The sequence below is a fragment of the Rhizobium sp. WYCCWR10014 genome, assembly GCF_001657485.1.
Classification (GTDB): domain Bacteria; phylum Pseudomonadota; class Alphaproteobacteria; order Rhizobiales; family Rhizobiaceae; genus Rhizobium.
This window is the reverse complement of record NZ_LXFU01000029.1, coordinates 96,887-110,692: the sequence shown is the minus strand read 5'-3', so window position 1 is coordinate 110,692 and position 13,806 is coordinate 96,887. Positions and strand designations below refer to the sequence as shown.

General features: G+C 61.0%; 12 protein-coding genes. 5 read left to right on the top strand and 7 right to left on the bottom strand.

Annotated features, from left to right (window positions below; all coding sequences use genetic code 11):
• The first annotated feature begins 56 nt into the window (after nt 1–56).
• Nucleotides 57–1,169: a 3-isopropylmalate dehydrogenase gene (gene leuB / locus A6U98_RS09235; protein ID WP_064649421.1), complete on the top strand. Its 1,113-nt coding sequence runs from the start codon at nt 57–59 to the stop codon at nt 1,167–1,169.
• A 278-nt stretch (nt 1,170–1,447) separates the two neighbouring features.
• Complete coding sequence (gene lpxE / locus A6U98_RS09230; protein ID WP_184501548.1) at nt 1,448–2,200, top strand: lipid A 1-phosphatase LpxE; 753 nt, start codon at nt 1,448–1,450, stop codon at nt 2,198–2,200.
• A 46-nt stretch (nt 2,201–2,246) separates the two neighbouring features.
• Here the strand turns inward: lpxE and A6U98_RS09225 are convergent, their stop codons facing one another.
• From A6U98_RS09225 to A6U98_RS09205, 5 genes are all read right to left on the bottom strand, one after another.
• Complete coding sequence (locus A6U98_RS09225) at nt 2,247–4,133, bottom strand: MFS transporter (RefSeq protein WP_064649417.1); 1,887 nt, start codon at nt 4,131–4,133, stop codon at nt 2,247–2,249.
• Nucleotides 4,134–4,378: 245 nt separating this feature from the next.
• A complete protein-coding gene (locus A6U98_RS09220; RefSeq protein WP_064649415.1) occupies nt 4,379–5,680 on the bottom strand; it encodes an ABC transporter permease in 1,302 nt (433 codons plus the stop codon).
• Complete coding sequence (locus A6U98_RS09215; RefSeq protein WP_064649412.1) at nt 5,677–6,369, bottom strand: ABC transporter ATP-binding protein; 693 nt, start codon at nt 6,367–6,369, stop codon at nt 5,677–5,679. Before A6U98_RS09215 ends, A6U98_RS09220 begins: the two co-directional genes overlap by 4 nt.
• A 6-nt stretch (nt 6,370–6,375) precedes the next feature.
• Nucleotides 6,376–6,843, bottom strand: coding sequence for a hypothetical protein (locus A6U98_RS09210; protein ID WP_064649410.1), 468 nt, complete (start codon nt 6,841–6,843; stop codon nt 6,376–6,378).
• 204 nt (nt 6,844–7,047) lie between these two features.
• The gene (locus tag A6U98_RS09205; protein WP_064649408.1) at nt 7,048–8,802 is read right to left on the bottom strand and encodes an alkaline phosphatase; all 1,755 of its coding nucleotides are present in this window, start codon (nt 8,800–8,802) and stop codon (nt 7,048–7,050) included.
• A gap of 87 nt (nt 8,803–8,889) precedes the next feature.
• Here A6U98_RS09205 and A6U98_RS38110 point away from each other — a divergent pair, with 87 nt between their 5' ends.
• The 3 genes from A6U98_RS38110 (at nt 8,890) to A6U98_RS09190 (ending at nt 11,347) form a co-directional block, all read left to right on the top strand.
• Nucleotides 8,890–9,102, top strand: coding sequence for a hypothetical protein (locus tag A6U98_RS38110; protein ID WP_011654045.1), 213 nt, complete (start codon nt 8,890–8,892; stop codon nt 9,100–9,102).
• Nucleotides 9,103–9,213: 111 nt separating this feature from the next.
• Entirely contained in the window at nt 9,214–10,248 is a 1,035-nt protein-coding gene (locus A6U98_RS09195; RefSeq protein ID WP_064649406.1) for an aspartate-semialdehyde dehydrogenase, read from the top strand.
• A gap of 277 nt (nt 10,249–10,525) precedes the next feature.
• Complete coding sequence (locus A6U98_RS09190) at nt 10,526–11,347, top strand: lytic transglycosylase domain-containing protein (RefSeq protein ID WP_064649404.1); 822 nt, start codon at nt 10,526–10,528, stop codon at nt 11,345–11,347.
• Nucleotides 11,348–11,392: 45 nt separating this feature from the next.
• Here the strand turns inward: A6U98_RS09190 and A6U98_RS09185 are convergent, their stop codons facing one another.
• Complete coding sequence (locus A6U98_RS09185) at nt 11,393–13,012, bottom strand: GGDEF domain-containing protein (protein ID WP_064649402.1); 1,620 nt, start codon at nt 13,010–13,012, stop codon at nt 11,393–11,395.
• 96 nt (nt 13,013–13,108) lie between these two features.
• Complete coding sequence (locus A6U98_RS09180; protein ID WP_003544008.1) at nt 13,109–13,750, bottom strand: carbonic anhydrase; 642 nt, start codon at nt 13,748–13,750, stop codon at nt 13,109–13,111.
• Between the last annotated feature and the right edge of the window lie 56 nt (nt 13,751–13,806).

Below are 13,806 nucleotides of genomic sequence, written 5' to 3'. Positions count from 1 at the left end.
AAATGCCGATTTCCGGGGTCTAAGAAACCGCAACTTGTTTTTCCCAGGAGGGTTTCATGACAGCGCGCAATCTTTTCCTGCTGCCGGGTGACGGCATCGGTCCCGAGGCCATGGGCGAGGTCCGCAAGATCATCGCCTATATGAACGAGGCGATGAATGCCGGTTTCGTCACCGACGAAGGCCTTGTCGGCGGCTGCGCCTATGATGCACATGGCGCTGCCATCTCGGAAGCCGACATGCAGAAGGCGCTTGCCGCCGATGCCGTTCTGTTCGGCGCCGTCGGCGGCCCGAAATGGGATAGCGTGCCTTACGAAGTGCGCCCGGAAGCCGGTCTGCTGCGCCTGCGCAAGGATCTACAGCTCTTCGCGAACCTGCGCCCCGCCATCTGCTATCCGGCCCTTGCTGCGGCCTCGTCGCTGAAGCCGGAGCTGGTCGAAGGTCTCGATATCCTCATCATCCGCGAGCTGACGGGCGGTGTCTATTTCGGCGAGCCGAAGGAGATCATCGACCTCGGCAACGGCCAGAAGCGCGGCATCGACACGCAGGTCTACGATACCTACGAGATCGAGCGCATCGCCGGCGTCGCCTTCGAAATGGCCCGCACGCGGCAGAATCGCGTCTGCTCCATGGAAAAGCGCAACGTCATGAAGTCGGGCGTGCTCTGGAACCAGGTGGTAACCGAGACACACAAGGCGAAATATTCCGACGTCCAGCTCGAACACATGCTGGCCGATGCCGGCGGCATGCAGCTGGTGCGCCAGCCCAAGCAGTTCGACGTCATCGTCACCGACAATCTCTTCGGTGATATGCTCTCCGACGTTGCCGCCATGCTGACCGGTTCGCTCGGCATGCTGCCGTCGGCCTCACTCGGCGCGCCCGACGGCAAGACCGGCAAGCGCAAGGCGCTCTACGAGCCTGTGCACGGCTCGGCCCCTGACATCGCCGGCAAGGGCATCGCCAATCCGATCGCCATGATCGCCTCCTTCGCCATGTGCCTGCGTTACTCCTTCAATCTAGTGAAGGAAGCCGACGATCTGGAAAAGGCGATCGCCAACGTGCTCGACAAGGGCATCCGCACCGGTGATATCATGGCCGATGGCGCAAGGCAGGTCGGCACCGTCGAGATGGGCGATGCGATCCTCGCCGAGTTCAAGACGCTTTCCACCTGATATTTCACGTGAAACAGTATCCAGCCCTTCGCATCGCGCATGCGGAGGGCTTTTTCATTGAGGGCGGTGAAGCGCGTCCCGCTTGGTCGAATTATCCGAAACGGACTATTCTCGGCCACAATCTCGTGTATTTTTGCGCCGGATTTTAACGAGCGCATAATCCCGAAATCGGAAGCGATTTCGACAAAGGATCATGCGTCAATTCAAAGGAATAGAGCGTCCTTAGCGTGTCCTCTTGGACGCGCGGCGCTCTGGGACAAATTCGAACGGACGACGAAATGCGGGCATTTTGGGCTTCCCTGGACAGGCGCTGGCGCCGGAGCGCCGTTGGCATGCCGCCTTTGCGCTGGCAGGCCTGCCTCTTCGTCACGCTCAATGCCGTGATCCTTTCGATGCTGCTCTTCGACGCGCCGATCGGCGCCAGCGAAGTTCCCGCGCCGGTGAAACACCTCGGCGAGATGCTGACCGGTTTCGGCGATTCCGCCTGGCTGATCTATACCAGCATCCTGCTGTTCTTTCAGGGCAGGGCAGGCTACAAGCTTGTGAAGACGGCGCGTTCCAAGGCGCAGGCGCTCTATGTCAGCTGGATCGGCGCCTATCTCTTCTTCACGGTCGTCTTCTCAGGACTTCTCGCCAATCTGCTGAAGCGCGCGATCGGCAGGGCACGTCCCGATCATTTCCACGACTACGGCATGTTTTCCTTCACGCCCTTTTCGGGACATTCTGCTTTCGAAAGTTTCCCGTCCGGCCACTCCACCACGGTCGGCGCCTTCTTCGCAGCCTTCGCCCTGCTATTTCCACGCTACCGTGTTGCCTTCATCGCTTGCGCCATCTGGCTCGGCATGACGCGTGTCATGGTCGGCGCCCATTATCCGAGCGACGTCATCGCCGGCCTTGCCTTCGGCGGCTGGTTCTCGCTACTGACGGCGATCGTCTTTGCCCGCTGCGGCTTGCTCTTCAAACTGGCGCCGGACGGCTGGCCGCTCTCGAAGCGCCTGTTTCCAGACGTTGAAAAGCCCGGCGCCTTGTGAGCGCCGGGCCTTTTCTCTCAAGCAAGGATTGGCCTCAATCCGCCGCTCAATCCATGGCGTGGATATCCCTGTTCTTCGTTTCCGGCAGGAAGATCAGGCCGATCACCAGCGTGATCGTCGCAAAGACGATCGGATACCAGAGACCGTAGTAAATATCGCCCGCGGCAGCGCTCATCGCGAAGGCTGTCGCCGGCAGCAGGCCGCCGAACCAGCCGTTGCCGATGTGATAGGGCAGCGACATGCCGGTATAGCGGATGCGGGTCGGGAAGAGCTCGACCAGCAGAGCGGCGATCGGGCCGTAGACCATCGTCACATAGAGGACGAGGACGAACAGCACGGCGATCGTGCCGATCCAGTTGACGCGAGCCGGATCGGCAACCATGGCGAAAGTGCCGCCATTGGCGATGTTGTAGACCGTCATGTCGGTGACGCCATTGGCCTCATCCGCGGTCAGCAGCTTGGTTTCGACCAGCTTGGCCACCGGTACGGTTTCCTTCTCGCCGGCGCGCACGGCATCGGCGTTGAGCGACAGTTCCGGATTGGCTGCGATGAAGGCATCTAGCTTGGCATCCGGCACCTTGACGGCACCGCGCTTCAGCGGATAGCCGGCATCGTGGAGCGCGATGTTGACGCTCTTTTCGAAGGCGGCGGTCATCCCCTTGGCCTTGTCGCCAGCAGCGACGACGTCGAAGCTTGGGATCGTCGCGTTGCCGACCTTCACCGTTGCCGGCTGTCCGGCGGTGCCAGGCACCACGTCGTAAGGCACCGAGTTCCTGGTCAGGAATGCCGTCGCCACGTCGCAAGAACTGGTGAACTTCGCCGTGCCGGTCGGGTTGAACTGGAACCTGCAATCCGCCGGATCAGCTGTCACCGTTGCCCGAATCGAAGCCTGCGCTTCGGCAAGCGCCGGGTTCGCCGTCCAGGTCATCGCCTTGAACAGCGGATGATAGGTCAACGCCGCAATGAGAAGGCCTGCCATGATGATCGGCTTGCGGCCGATCTTGTCGGAGAGGCCGCCGAAGATGACGAAGAACGGCGTGCCGAGGAGAAGTGCGATGGCGACCATGACATTGGCCGAGAACAGGTCCACCTTCAGCACGTTCTGCAGGAAGAACAGTGCATAGAACTGGCCGCCGTACCAGACGACCGCCTGGCCCATGGTGGCGCCCAGCAACGCGATGATCGCGATCTTGGCATTTTTCCATGTCCCGAAGGCCTCGGTCAGCGGCGCCTTGGAGCCCTTGCCTTCCGCCTTCATCCGCTGGAAAGCCGGCGATTCGTTCATCTTCAGGCGGATCCATACGGAAATGCCGAGCAGGACGAACGAGAGCAGGAACGGAATGCGCCAGCCCCAGGCGGCGAACTCAGCCGCACCCATCAGATATTGAACAAAGACGATGACGATCAGCGACAGGAACAGGCCGAGCGTCGCCGTCGTCTGGATCCATGAAGTGAAGTAGCCGCGGCGTCCGTTCGGCGCATGTTCGGCGACATAGGTTGCCGCACCGCCATATTCACCGCCCAGCGCCAGACCCTGGAGCAAGCGAAGCGCGATCAGGATGATGGGGGCTGCGATACCGATGGTGGCGGCACCCGGCAGTATGCCGACGAGGAAGGTCGACAGACCCATGATCATGATCGTCACCAGGAAGGTGTATTTACGGCCGACGAGATCGCCGAGACGGCCGAACACCAGCGCGCCGAAGGGGCGGACCAGGAAGCCGGCGGCAAAGGCGAGCAGCGTGAAGATGTTACGCGTTGCCTCCGGATATTGGGTGAAATAGGTCGCGCCGATATAGGTGGCGAGCGAACCATAGAGATAGAAATCGTACCATTCGAAAACGGTGCCCAGCGAAGAGGCGAAGATGACCTTCTTCTCCTCGCCGGTCATCGGAGCGGCCTTCGCGCCGTCGATGCTTGCGACATTTGCCATTGTCTGTCCTCCACAGAGTGATGATCAACGCGCGCGGCTACTTCTCCTCAAAGCATACCCCTGGCCGCGACACGCCTGACGGGAGTGTGCCAGAAACGACAGATCAAAAAGAGAGAGGCTTTCGGATTATGACTTTAGTCTAATGGCGCGACGCTTTGTCATGCACATCAAGCTCCGCCACCCGTGACGATAGAGCTGCCGGAAGCTTGGAAGAAGGTTTCACAGCGGTTTGTGATGTGGATCCGTTATGCCCTTAGCGCCTGCGCCGGCGATTGCCGGTAGGCGAGCACTGCCGGCAGCGCAGCAAGAATTGTGGCAAAGGCAAGCAGCACCGCCGCAAGCGCGGCATCTTCACGGGCGAAGCCGACCGGCATGGTGATCCCGCTCGTTTGCGAGAACATACTGGACAAGATGAGGGCCGCGGCATAACCGAGCGCAAATCCGAGTGCGATGCCGACCGCCACCAGGAAAAAGAATTCCAGCCAGACGATACCGAAAATCGCGCCGCGCGGGGCGCCGAAGGCCCTGAGTGCGCCGATCTGACGGCGGCGCTGGCCGATATGGATGACCGTGACCAGCACCAGCGAGGCTGCGACGAGAACTTGCGCGCCGGAGGCGACCGCAACCAGGATCTGTTTGGCGTCGCCGAGCGTGGCGTAGAGATTGGTCAGCACCTCACCGGGAAAGACAGCGACGGTATTGCCGCTACGATAGTCCTGCCGCAGCTTGTAGGCATCGGCGATCGTCTTCGGCTTGACCAGAATGGCAGGAAGGCCGGGAGCGCCCGCAGTCCAGCTCTCATCAAGCGCGGCATCCGGATCGGCTACCCCGTGATGCTCATGGCCATCGTGATCAGCGCCAACTTTCTCATGCTCATGTCCATGTTCGGCGCTATCCGTTCCGGACGCCGCTTCATTCTCGTGCTCACCGTCCTCCGCATGTTCCTCCATGCCATGGATGTGCCAGACGGCCTGGATGGGGACGAGAATGGCCCGGTCCCAGGCGGTACCGGTCGGCCGCAAGCGGCCGGCGATATGATAAACGAGTTCGGTATGAGTCTCTCCGCCCTCTTCCAGCGACCCGTGCATCGGCTTGATCTCGCCGCCGAGCGACAGCTTGACAGCCGCGCCGATCACGGCTTCGCCCTCGCGCGCAAAAATCTTGCCTTCGGCCAAGCCGCCGGAGAGGTTCTGCGCCAGCATGGTCGTCGTGCCGACGATCGGATAGCCGGAGAAGGAATCGCCGAAGCCGATCGGGGCTGCCCAATCGACCCGTGGATCCGCGGCAAGCTTGCCCAGCACTTCGCCCGGCATCAGCGGCAAAGGCGAGGGCTGCAGGAAGACGGACGACAGCACGAGTTGCGTCTCGCTGCCGCCGGCGCCGATGACAAGATCGAACTTGTCGGCAGCGCGTGCGCTGCCGAGACGAAGCGCCCGCTCCTGCAGGACGACAGAAACGCCAAGCGCCGTCGCAAGCGCCACCAGCAGCACGACCACCAGCGATCCCGCCCAGAGGCGACGAAGATCGGAAAGGATGAAGCGGATCATGCAGCTTCTCCCGCCGTTGCCGCGGAATCTTCGCTGATCCGGCCGGAACCGAAGGTGATGCGCCGGTCGAGGCGGCTGGCCAAGCGTTGGTCGTGTGAAACGACGATCAGCGTGCTGCCTTCGGCAATCGCCAGATCGAGGATGAGATCGCCGACCGCCTCGCCGCTTTCGGCATCCAGGCTCGCGGTCGGCTCGTCGGCGATGATGACGCCGGGCTTGCGCAGCAGCGCCCGGCCGATCGCCACACGCTGCATCTCGCCGCGCGACATGGTTTCGATCTTCTGGCCGGGGCGAGAAAGATCGACCGTGCTCAAAAGCGCATGCGCCCGCTCGATGACATCAGCCGTAGCAGCGCCGGCAAGCCGCGCCGGCAGCAATACGTTCTCCAGTGCCGACAGGCCGGGGAAGAGATGAAACTCCTGCATGACCAGGCCGATATTGGCGGCACGGAACCGATCCCGCCGGCTTTCTGAAAAACTCGCAATATCCTCGCCGTTCCAGCGGATGCGGCCTTGCCGTGTCCGCTCCAGCCCGGCAACGATATTGACGAAGGTGCTCTTGCCGGAACCGGACGCGCCTGTAATGGCGACCCTGCTGCCTGCATCGATCGACAGGCGACCGATCGCCAGCGCCGGCGAGGACAGGCCCGGGAAAGTGACGGTCAGATTTTCGATATCGAGAGCGAGCATATCGGTTCAGACGGCGGAATATTCGGCCTGGCGGATCCGCAGCAGGCTGACGAAGCCTGTGTCCGGATCCGTCCACGAACCGTATTCAAGCGTACCGCGCACTTCGATCGTCTGGCGCGGCTGCACGAAGGTCTGCTTCTCGCCGAGATAGACGACGACGATATTGTCCGGCCAGTCCGCATCCGAGGAGCAGAAGGGGCAGAGCGACATCGGCACCTCGGTGAGCACGAAGAACTGGGCCTCGGCCTTCAATGGCGGCGCCATGAAACCTTTCATGCTGATCCCTTTGCCGGCAAGACGCTTCACCTTGTCGGAGAATTCGAGGCCGAGCACGCCGAACTTGCCGTAAAGCTCATCGAAGCTGATCAAGGAATCCGCAGCAGAACTCGGGCGAGCAACAGCGGCGAAGGCCAGTGTGCCGATGGCGCCGATCAGGCCGCGGCGGCTGAGATGCAACGAAGGGAGCTTTTCCATGGCGATCTCCAAGAATGAAATCCCGGCGCTGAACGGCCGGGACCATGATCGGTGAATGAGGCAGGGCCGGCAAGCGGCTTAGCCGGGCCAGAGGATGATGCCGAAAAGTGTGCGCGGTTTTCGGACGACATCATGCTCTATTTCTTTGACTTAGATGCGGATGATTTTAGGCCGATCCGGGCTAAAATCATCCGCATCTAGAGATCAGTTCGTCTGCTTGGCGCCGAGAGCAAAGGTATCGGCGAGCACGCGATAGACGTCGCTCTGTTCCATGTAACCATGGAAGCCTTCAGCGCCAGGACCAGCCGATTGCAGGACGACGTCGTCGACGGCATGGACGCCACTATCGCCGCTCTTTGGAATATTACCCTGAACGAAGACCGCGCCGGGAACATCCTTATACTGCTCATTGGCCACATATTCCTTCTTTTCGTTCTGGACAGCCGGAACGAACGGACCATCGAGCTTCGGACGGAAGGTTTCGTAGTGATCGGGGCCATTGTTGGCACTCAGGAACAGGCGGCGGCTGACGTCGACCTTATCGGGATAGCCGTCGCCGTTTTCGTCCTTGTAGTTCGGGAAGCCGGCTTCGGCATAGGTCCCGACCTTCTCGCGCATTTCCGTGCCGGGCTTTTCATCATCGACGGTACCGATGATGGATACGCCGTGTGTGTGGTCGCCGGTGACGACGATCAGCGTGTCCGGATGGGCCTTCTGGAATTCGCGGGCAACACCGATGGCCTGGTCGAATTCGATGGTTTCGTAGACGGCACGATCCCAATCGAGCGGATGGGACATTTTGTCGATCGAGGAGCCTTCGACCATCAGGAAGAAACCATCGGGATTCTTCGAGAGGCGGTCGAGCGCAACCTTGGTCATGGCAACGAGGCCCGGCTGGTTCGGGAACTTGTCGACGGTACCCTTCTTCAGGAACTCGCGATCAAGCGTGACGTCCATATTGCCGGTGTGGAAGAGACCGAGGAGATTGCCTTCAGCCGATGCATTGGCTGCGAGCTCGTTCTTGTCGGTGGCAAGCTTGTAGCCGGCATCCTGGAACTGCTTGATGTAGTCCTGATTGTCCTTGCGCTTGGAGCCGGCGACTTCCTTGCCGAGGAAATAGGCCGAGCCACCGCCGAGGAGGACTTCCGGCTTGACCTCGAGCAGCATGCCGACAACGTCGGCCTTGTCGTTGCGGTTGCGGGTGTGAGCAACGACCGCAGCCGGCGTGGCGTCTTCGACCTCGGCCGTTGCAACGATGCCGATCGACTTCTTGGTCAGGCGGCGAACGGCTTCTGCGAAGGTTTCAACACGCGGATCATCGAGGGATGCCGGCGTACGGTCCGCGTAAACGCCGATCGCGTTGACGGCCGTCTTGTGACCCGTCATGTAGGCCGACATGGTGTTGGCCGAGTCGGTATCGACGGCGTTGGTCGCCGACGTGCCGATGAAGGCCATGCGCTCGAGATCGTCCATATTCAGGCGGCCATTCGCCTTACCTTCGGTCATGCCCTTGGACATGATGCGGGCAGCGGTGCGATGCGCAACGGAAAGGCCGTCACCCAGCAGGAAGATAATGTTCTTTGCCTTCGGCTGGGCCGCTGTTTCGTAAACGTTCCAGGTGACGGACTTCGTTTCGTCGCCGGCAGCGACTTCGATCTTGTAGTCGCCAGGAGCGGAAATCTTCAGGCCGCGCAGCAGGATAGCGGAACCGAGAGCCTTGTCGTCCTTGCCCTTTTCCAGTTCGACGAACTGCGCCTCGCCCCCAAGCACGGTCTTGTAGTCCTGGCCGTTGACCGTGATCTTCACGTCTTCGGGCTTGACCTGCTTGTTGAGCTCGACCTTGAAATCGAACGGCGAACCGGCCAGGATCGTCGCGCGATCAAGCGGATAGACCGTCGTCGCCTGAGCGGCGCCCGCAAGGATGGTGGTGGCCGCAAAGGCGGCAAGAAGCGTACGCATGGAAAACCCCCGTTTTCGTTGCAGACATTAACAACCGCGCCGGGATACCTCCCGAGGATGACAGCGGCATGACAAAACGTCGCAGCATTGCGGTCGCCGCTTTCGCCTGCCGGCTCTGAGCGCAAAAACCTTGACTCCTGTGGAAAACCTTCTAAGAGCAACAGCGGAAAAGGAATCTCCATGGTTCGCGACGAACACGCCATTGCCGAATGCAATGACCGGGCACGAGTTGCCGGGGTGGACATTGCCGTTCCGGTTTCTTCCAAAACCAAGGCCAAAACGACGACGAAAACCGTCTGACGTCTCTGGCCTGCCGCTCTCTCCCCGGCTCGGCTGGGGACAGGAAGACGCGATTAATCGCGCCTTTCCCCTCACCGGACAAGAGGAGAGAAGAGAAAGAGAGCTTGAGAAATGGGTTTCAAAGTAGCAGTTGCGGGAGCGACCGGAAATGTCGGCCGGGAGATGCTCAACATCCTCTCCGAGCGAGGCTTCCCCGCCGATGAGGTCGTGGCACTCGCCTCCGCGCGTTCGCAGGGCACCGAGGTTTCCTACGGTGACCGGACGCTGAAGGTCTCCAATCTGGAGAATTACGATTTCTCCGATACCGACATCTGCCTGATGTCGGCCGGCGGCGAGATCTCCAAGAAGTTCTCGCCGAAGATCGGCCAGCAGGGCTGCATCGTCATCGACAATTCCTCGGCCTGGCGCTACGACGCCGACGTGCCGCTGATCGTGCCGGAAGTCAACCCGGATGCCATCAGCCAGTTCACCAAGCGCAACATCATCGCCAATCCGAATTGCTCGACCGCCCAGCTGGTGGTTGCGTTGAAGCCGCTGCACGACTTTGCCAAGATCAAGCGCGTCGTCATCTCGACCTACCAGTCGGTCTCCGGCGCCGGCAAGGACGGCATGGACGAGCTCTTCAACCAGACGCGCGCCGTCTTCGTCGCCGATCCGATCGAGAACAAGAAGTTCACCAAGCGTATTGCCTTCAATGTCATCCCGCACATCGACGTCTTCATGGAGGACGGCTACACCAAGGAAGAGTGGAAGGTGCTGGCCGAGACGAAGAAGATGCTCGACCCGAAGATCAAGGTGACCTGCACGGCGGTGCGCGTGCCGGTTTTCATCGGTCATTCGGAATCGGTCAACATCGAATTCGAAAACGAGATCACCGCCGACCAGGCCCGCGACATTCTGCGCGATGCACCGGGCTGCCTCGTCATCGACAAGCGCGAGGATGGCGGCTACATCACGCCATATGAATCCGCCGGCGAGGATGCGACCTACATTTCACGCATCCGCGAGGATGCGACGGTCGAAAACGGCCTCAACATCTGGGTGGTCTCCGACAATCTGCGCAAGGGCGCTGCGTTGAACGCCATCCAGATCGCCGAGCTGCTCGTCAATCGCGGACTCGTCAAGCCGCGCAAGCAGGCCGCCTGATACCATTTGTAAACCATAATATGCTAAAGCCCTGCTGATGATGAAGGCAGGGCTTTTGGCGAATTGTGGACGCTTCTGTCCATAAGCGCTTGCTGAAAAAGGTGGTCGTGACAAGATCGCCTTTGGCTGGCATTCTGCCCGGCATCAAGCCAAGGCATGCCGTCCAAAACCGTGCAGCGGTTCGGGACAGCGACATGAACAGAACGAAGACTTTGAGCGCGTCGCATGGCCCCGATCGGCCGCGGCGCGCTTCAGTAGATCGGAAGCGGGGTTTCTCATGCGCATGACAACATTCTTTCTGGCGGCGTTTACGGCGGCGGGCATCCTCCACGCGCTGCCGGCAGCGGCCCAGGGCGCTCAATGCGGCAATAATAGCAGCGGTTTCGGTGCATGGGTCGCCGACTTCAAGCAGGAAGCAGCAGCAAACGGCGTCAGCCGCTCGGTCCTCGATCGCGCCTTTGCCAACGTCAATTACAACAGGCCGACGATTGCCGCCGACCGCGGCCAGAAGAGCTTCAAGCTCTCCTTCGACGCTTTCATGCAAAAGCGCGGCGGTGCCGCGATCATCTCCCGCGGCCGCAGCATGAAGGCCGCCAATCAGGCGCTTTTTGCCTCGATCGAGCGCCGTTTCGGCGTTCCGGCCGGCCCGCTGATTGCGATCTGGGGCATGGAGACCGGTTTCGGCAGCTATATGGGCAACCAGCATACGCTGTCGGCTGTTTCGACCCTTGCCTATGACTGCCGTCGTTCGCAATATTTCACCGACCAGCTCTATGCAGCACTCCAGCTCGTCTCCGAGGGTTATCTGAGCCCGCAGGCCAAGGGCGCTGCCCATGGTGAAATCGGCCAGACGCAGTTTCTGCCGCGCAACGTGGTGCGCTTCGGCGCCGACGGCGACGGCAACGGCCGCGTTGACATGGTCGGTTCCCGCGCCGATGCACTGGCCTCGACGGCGAATTTCCTCAAGGGCCACGGCTGGCGCGCCGGCGCCGGCTATCAGCCAGGAGAGCCGAATTTCGTGGCCATCCAGGGCTGGAACGCCGCCAGCGTCTACCAGCAGGCGATCGCCTATATCGGTCAGCAGATCGACGGCAAATAGGCCCGATAGAATACGCCAAAACGCCGCTGCGATATGCGGCGTTTTTCATATGCGGGAATCAAAGCCGCCGCCGGACGCCGCCTTGCGTCGCTCCTCCTGCACCGGAACCGGCATGATTGGTCCCGAGACGACGCAATTGCGGCCGGAGGCCTTGGCGGCGTAAAGCGCCAAGTCGGCGCGCTTGACCAGATCCTCGAAGTTCCGGTTGGTGGCTTCATTTGCCCGTCCGGCGCATCCGAAACTTGCCGTCACCTTGAGAACATCGCTGCTCGGCAGGGGGATTTCCGCCGCCTCTATCGCCAGCCGCACACGCTCGGCAACGATTGCAGCATCGTCAGGCGTCGAATCCGGCAGAAGCGCCAGGAACTCCTCGCCGCCATGGCGCACCAGCAGATCGAAGGAACGAAAATTCTCACGCGCGACGCCCGCGACATGCCGGAGCACGGCATCGCCGGCGTCATGCCCGTGCACGTCGTTGATCTTCTTGAAATGATCGAGGTCGAACAGCACGACGGAAATCCAGCGTGATCCGTGCTCGGCCTGTGTGAGAAGTGCGGATGCGGCGACCTCGAAGCCGCGCCTGTTGTAAAGGCCGGTCAGAAGATCGGTCTGGGCGGCGCTGCGCAACTCGCCCACAAGCGCCTCCCGATCCTGGGTCAGTCGGTCGATCAGGCGCAGGCCCTTTGCCGCCAGCAGCAGCACCAATGTGGCGAGTATCAGCAGGCCGGCACACAGCGCCAGAATCCGCGTCAGGTGTATGTGCGAGCGCGTCGAAAGGTTTTCGCCGGTCTCGTGAATATCCTTTGCGGCCTCGATCATCTTCTGCTGCAGGAAGCTCATGCGCTCGCTCTGCGCGGCGGCCCAGACGTCATGCACGGCGGGTGTCGGCCGCGATCCGGCGAGAATGGCATCGGTGATAGCATTCGCCTTCACCTGGCTGCTGCGGCCGAGATAAGCAACGATGTTGCGCACGACCGGCGCAGAGGAATGGAAGACCATGTGATCCATGCCCTCGCCGAGCATGACCTTGCCCTGTACGAAGAGCTCCACCGGCAATCTGGCGGAAGCCCCTTGGTTGAGATAACGGGTGCCGATCCCGGTGATCAGCCTTTCGCCGTAATAGGTCAGCAGGATACCCATCAGCTGATTGGATTTCTCAAGCAGCACCGGATCGCTGATCAGCGGCGAAAGCGCATCGACGACGGCAAGCTGCTTGAGAGCCGCATACCAGTAGATGGAACCGGGATCACTGCCGGCATAACGCCCCTGGTCGACGGCGCTGCGCGCCGCGACGATGCGGCTATAGGCAAGGCTGAGAATCGATAATTCGCCGACGAGCCCCTCGTCGAGCGCATCGCGGGAGGGCAGGCTGGCATAAAAAGCGTGGCGTTCGCGATCGAGCGTCACCCGGCTTTGCTGCATGTCGATGGCAGTCCTGCTGCTGGGATGTGCGAGGTAGCGGCGGGTGGCGCCAATCTCAGTCAGAATCTCCGTGGCGGCGATCGACCCGCCACGGGCAAGCACATCGGCGAACTGCCGGTCCTTTTCGAGGTTCCAGTATTGATTGACCGAAGAGCGTATGACGACGACGCCTTCAATGAGCATGAAGACGAAGGGCAGCATGATGGCGGCCAGGATAACCCTTTTGATGGTTTCGAACTTCATCGCCAATCGCCACGGTGATCAAAACGTCGGTCGTGCGCGACCAATTGACGGCGAGCTTAGCAACAATCCTTAAAAAACTGATAAACTGGCATGTCCCTAGATTTCGGGACGAATGAAGTCGCGTGTCTCGGCGTCCATGACCCAGAGTTCACCGGTCGAAATGTCGAACCAGGCGCCGTGGAGATGAATCTTTCCCGCCTCCTCGAGCGCCTTGATGTCGGGAAAGCTTCTGAGATTGTTGATCGAATTGCGGATGGAGACACGCTCCAGCGCCGTCTGCCGCTCGGCGGCCGTCATCACGTCGTTGCTCTGGATCTGCTCGGCGGCGGGTTTGACCAGCGACATCCAGCGGCCGATGAAATCGCCGGGCGACAATGGCTCGGCATTTGGATCGAGCGCTGAGCGGATGCCGCCGCAGCGGCCATGGCCCATCACGACGATATCCGAGACCTTCAGCACCTGCACGGCAAATTCGAGTGCGGCCGAGGTCGAATGAAAATGACCGTCCGGCTCGTAAGGCGGCACCATGTTGGCGACGTTGCGGATGACGAACAATTCGCCCGGGCCGGCATCGAAGATCAGCTCCGGCGCCGCGCGAGAATCCGAACAGGCAATGACAAGCGTATGGGGACTCTGACCGTTTTCGGCCAGCTGCCGATACCTGTCGCGGGCGTCGGCATAACGCCCGTTCATAAAGTTGCGATAGCCGTCCAGAAGGGGATTTGGAAAACGCTGCATGCTTCTGGATTAGCGCGCGCCGAAGACAAGATCAACTGCTGCACCGCAAAATGAGC

Coding starts and splice junctions, on each gene's coding strand:
- leuB (WP_064649421.1), top strand. CDS start 57: ATGACAGCGCGCAATCTTTTCCTGCTGCCGGGTGACGGCATCGGTCCC.
- lpxE (WP_184501548.1), top strand. CDS start 1,448: ATGCGGGCATTTTGGGCTTCCCTGGACAGGCGCTGGCGCCGGAGCGCC.
- A6U98_RS09225 (WP_064649417.1), bottom strand. CDS start 4,133: ATGGCAAATGTCGCAAGCATCGACGGCGCGAAGGCCGCTCCGATGACC.
- A6U98_RS09220 (WP_064649415.1), bottom strand. CDS start 5,680: ATGATCCGCTTCATCCTTTCCGATCTTCGTCGCCTCTGGGCGGGATCG.
- A6U98_RS09215 (WP_064649412.1), bottom strand. CDS start 6,369: ATGCTCGCTCTCGATATCGAAAATCTGACCGTCACTTTCCCGGGCCTG.
- A6U98_RS09210 (WP_064649410.1), bottom strand. CDS start 6,843: ATGGAAAAGCTCCCTTCGTTGCATCTCAGCCGCCGCGGCCTGATCGGC.
- A6U98_RS09205 (WP_064649408.1), bottom strand. CDS start 8,802: ATGCGTACGCTTCTTGCCGCCTTTGCGGCCACCACCATCCTTGCGGGC.
- A6U98_RS09195 (WP_064649406.1), top strand. CDS start 9,214: ATGGGTTTCAAAGTAGCAGTTGCGGGAGCGACCGGAAATGTCGGCCGG.
- A6U98_RS09190 (WP_064649404.1), top strand. CDS start 10,526: ATGCGCATGACAACATTCTTTCTGGCGGCGTTTACGGCGGCGGGCATC.
- A6U98_RS09185 (WP_064649402.1), bottom strand. CDS start 13,012: ATGAAGTTCGAAACCATCAAAAGGGTTATCCTGGCCGCCATCATGCTG.
- A6U98_RS09180 (WP_003544008.1), bottom strand. CDS start 13,750: ATGCAGCGTTTTCCAAATCCCCTTCTGGACGGCTATCGCAACTTTATG.